The sequence below is a fragment of the Crystallibacter permensis genome, from assembly GCF_025960875.1.
Taxonomy (GTDB): domain Bacteria; phylum Actinomycetota; class Actinomycetes; order Actinomycetales; family Micrococcaceae; genus Crystallibacter; species Crystallibacter permensis.
Window position 1 is genome coordinate 1 of the sequence record NZ_JAODLR010000052.1, and the last position, 3378, is coordinate 3378.

Annotated in this window: 3 protein-coding genes; all 3 read right to left on the reverse strand. The window is 66.5% G+C overall.

Annotated features, from left to right (window positions below):
• Positions 1-180 precede the first annotated feature (180 nt).
• Genes B0G38_RS23055 through B0G38_RS23065 form a run of 3 tightly spaced genes read right to left on the reverse strand, consistent with a single transcriptional unit; the run spans position 181 to position 3117 of the window.
• A complete protein-coding gene (locus B0G38_RS23055) occupies positions 181-1695 on the reverse strand; it encodes a recombinase XerD (protein WP_264671634.1) in 1515 nt (504 codons plus the stop codon).
• Positions 1682-2020, reverse strand: coding sequence for a helix-turn-helix domain-containing protein (locus B0G38_RS23060; protein ID WP_169999112.1), 339 nt, complete (start codon positions 2018-2020; stop codon positions 1682-1684). Before B0G38_RS23060 ends, B0G38_RS23055 begins: the two co-directional genes overlap by 14 nt.
• Positions 2017-3117, reverse strand: a complete 1101-nt coding sequence (locus B0G38_RS23065; protein WP_264671635.1) for a tyrosine-type recombinase/integrase — start codon at positions 3115-3117, stop codon at positions 2017-2019. The genes B0G38_RS23060 and B0G38_RS23065 overlap by 4 nt, the downstream gene beginning before the upstream one ends.
• Positions 3118-3378: the final 261 nt, after the last annotated feature.

Sequence of the window (3378 nt, forward strand, 5' to 3'; positions counted from 1 at the left end):
TACTGGCACCTCTGCGTATCAGGTTCGGGCGTATTCATCGGCTGGCGCCTGTGCAGGTTCGACTCATCCGCTGGTGCTAGTGACCATCTGGGAGAAGAGGGCAGACGGGGCCGTTCGCCGGAGGACTCTGAGTAGTGTTCTGTGCGGCATACTGCTGGGGCTTTGGCTTTCCGTCGCCGGTTACGGTTGGCGTTTCAGGCTGGCGTATCTGGCCCAGTTTTCTCCGGCTGAATCGGTGTGTTTGAAGGCCACTTGGTAGCTGTAGCCGAGTGCGTCCGCGACTAGTGGCGGCGGCATCTGGGTGACGAGGTCGTCGAGCGAACGGTTGCGGGCTCCTGTGAGCTGGATACCGAGCGAGCCGAGCCGGTGCGTGATGGTGTTCGGGTGCAGGTGGTGGCCGGCGTGGGTGCCGGGGAAGAGCCATGGGCTCTCGCTGACGCCGGTGCGGAGGTTGGGCCGGGTCTTGATGTGGTCCAGAAGCAGTTTGGCGAACGGCGCCGGGACGGGAACGGGACGGCCCCCGAAGTTTATAGCGGCCTGGCCTGTCGCCGGGTCGATGGCGATCGCGTCGGTGCGGAGCGCTGCGACCCGTACGAGGGGCTGGGCGTAGAGCAGGAGCAGGATCCCTGCGACCCGGTAGGGAAGGGATTCGCTGCTGCCGCTGAGGAGTTCCCGGAGCCACGCCAGCCGCTGGTCCTGGGCGAGCGTGGGGCGGGTTCGTGCGGTGTAGTGGCCGACGTCGACGCTGACGTTGAGCCTGGTGTTGCGGGCGAAGACGAAGAAGGTCCGGATCAGCTTGCGGGTGGTGGGGCCACTCGCCCTCCACTCGTCAACGTCCTGCTGGACGCAGGTCGCGGCGGTGCGCTGGTGCGTGTCCCAGAGCCAGCCGAGGAACTTGATGGTCTCGGTGATCTCCTGCTTGGCGGAGTGGACCGGGCCGCGGGCCGGGCTGTCGGGGGTGACCGTGGACCGGATGCGCTTGAGGTGGTGCCATTTGGCGAAGTGCTCGACGGGCCGGGCGATCTCGGGCGGCAGGGGGTGGAGCTTGTCCTCAATCCACGTCTCGAAGCGGGCAAGGTACGGGTCCCGGTATGGGAGCAGGCCGTGGTGGACCAGAATGGCACGGAGGTGGTCAACGGCGCGCCCTGCCGTCTCAATGTGCTGGTCGAGGCCTTCGTGGGTCAGCGGAGTGCTCCCGGCAGAGAGTGAGGCCAGGAGGACCTGGACCTTGGGAGAGCGCTTCCATGTGATGATGCTCTCCGGGCGCTCGGCTTGGCAGAGGACGTCGACCAGCCGGCCCATCGCCGCCGGGTCCGCCGGGTGGGCGAGCAGCATGACGGTGAGGTCGTCGCGGAGGGCGCAGCGGGCGCAGGTGCCGCGCCGGTAGGACTCGGTCTCGGTCCGGCAGCGGGTGCAACGAAAGTCGTGGGGGATGCCTGCGCATTCGGCGCAGCGGGGTCCGCCCCGGTCAGATGGGGGTCCGGGGAGGAGCCGATGCTGGTTGCAGCCGGGGCAGCTGCCGTAGGTCCGGGTGGCGACGGTAAAGCAGGGTCCGCAGACCTTCCCCTCCGGCCAGCTCACCCGGGCCTTGCCCGTGTTGCGGCCGCAGCGGGCGCAGACATCGGTGCCCGTGGTCCTTGGTCGGCCGCGGGTGGTGTTGCGCGGGCTGAGGCCTGAGGGCTCAGTGGTCATCATCGATGATGCGGGCTCGGCGTGGGCGGGCGGTGCGGTTGAGGTCGACGACGTTGGGGGAGCTGGCGGTCCCGGTCTTGCGGGCCTTTACGTCTGCTGCGGTGACCGTGATGAGGTCCTCCGGGCCGCAGGAGAAGATGTCGCAGATCGCGGAGATGAGCTGCAGTGCGACGCGTTCGGGCTTCTGGTTCACGAGCCGGTAGACCTGGGGGCGGGAGAGGACGATCCCGCGCTCGGCGAGCAGCGGTATGAGGTCGGTGGTGTTGTGAAGGCCTCGCGCGGCCATCAGCTCCGCAAGGCGCCAGCGATACTCAACCTGCCGCTTCACCAGTCACCTCCCGGGCGCCTGAAGGCTTCCGTGACGGTCCGCTCGAGCCCGGTCCGCAGGGTCGTGGCGCGGAAGTCGTCGCTGACGAACTGATAGATGCCGGTCGTGGAGGCATGTTCGTGTCCCATCTGATACTGCACAAACCTAGGATCCCATCCATCCTCCAGAAGATGGGTCGCATAGGAACGCCGCAACGAATGCAGGTCCAACCCGTCCGAGGGGATCCCGAGCTCCTGGACATAGCGCCGCAGCCGCCGCAGGAGAGTGGATTCGCTGATCAGCCCACCGCGTTCGCTGGGGAACAGGTCAAGCGTGTCGAGGGTGCCGCGGCCGTTGGCGAGCCAGTCCTCGAAGATCCCGGGGGTCCAGTCGAAGACCGTCAGCACGCTGCGGGGCTTCGGAGGGGAAGCCCTGCGGGACTTGCCGAAGCGGACCTTGCAGACCCCGAACCTCCCGAACCGGCGGGCGTGCGGGTTGGCGGCGAAGTCCACCGCCTGCAGGTGCCTCAGCTCGTTGAACCGCAGCCCGTAGGAGTAGGCCGCCTTGAGCATGACCGCGTCCCGGTAGGCCGACTGCCAGCCCTTCTTTCCGGAGGCTGCGGCGCGTTCGACCTCGTCGTCAGCGTGGTCGAAGAGCATCTGCAGCTCCCGGCGTGTGAACGGGCGCTTCGCAGGCCCGCCCTCGTATTCCTGCACGTGTGGGGCGCTGTTCCACTCGAAGAACACCTGGGCCGGGTGGGTGCCGAAGAGCTCTTCGCAGCGTCGGTCCCAGCCGTAGTCGGGGTTGGCGATGTAGGAGGTGAATGCCCTCAGGGCGGATTGCTGGACCCGCACCGAGGAGTGTGACAGGCGCTTGATGGAGCGCAGATCGCCGAAGTACTCCTCGACATGGGCCGGCGTCCAGTTCCACGGAAACTCGTTCATGTGCTCGATAAACCGGCGGACATAGCGGATCCGCTGGGCGATCGTGTCGAACTGCAGGTTGCGCGAGAGCTGCTGGTTGCGCCACCCGTCCAGCATTTCCTCGACGGTGTGCTGCTCGGGATGCAGCAGCGGAACCGACCCCGCCACAACAAGCACCCGACCCGACCGGTCCACACCCAATTTCCGCCTCCAGACGCCGCACAAACAAACGAATCAATGATTCATCAGATGAGATTTCAAGGCAAACCCGCAGGTCAGAGATGCTTTCCGAGTCCGAACAAGACTTCGCCGCGCCCTCAAGCGGATGCCGCGCCGAAGCCGACAACAGAGCCGGGATCAGCCAGTGATCCGCGTAAACTCGCCCTTCCATGGGCGTCCCGCATCACAGCGGGGAGAGGAGCCGTCATGATTCATCAGATGAAATACGCAGACTAC

Excerpts from the sequence above, each read along its gene's own strand:
- B0G38_RS23055 (WP_264671634.1), bottom strand. The coding sequence starts at position 1,695 with ATGATGACCACTGAGCCCTCAGGCCTCAGCCCGCGCAACACCACCCGC.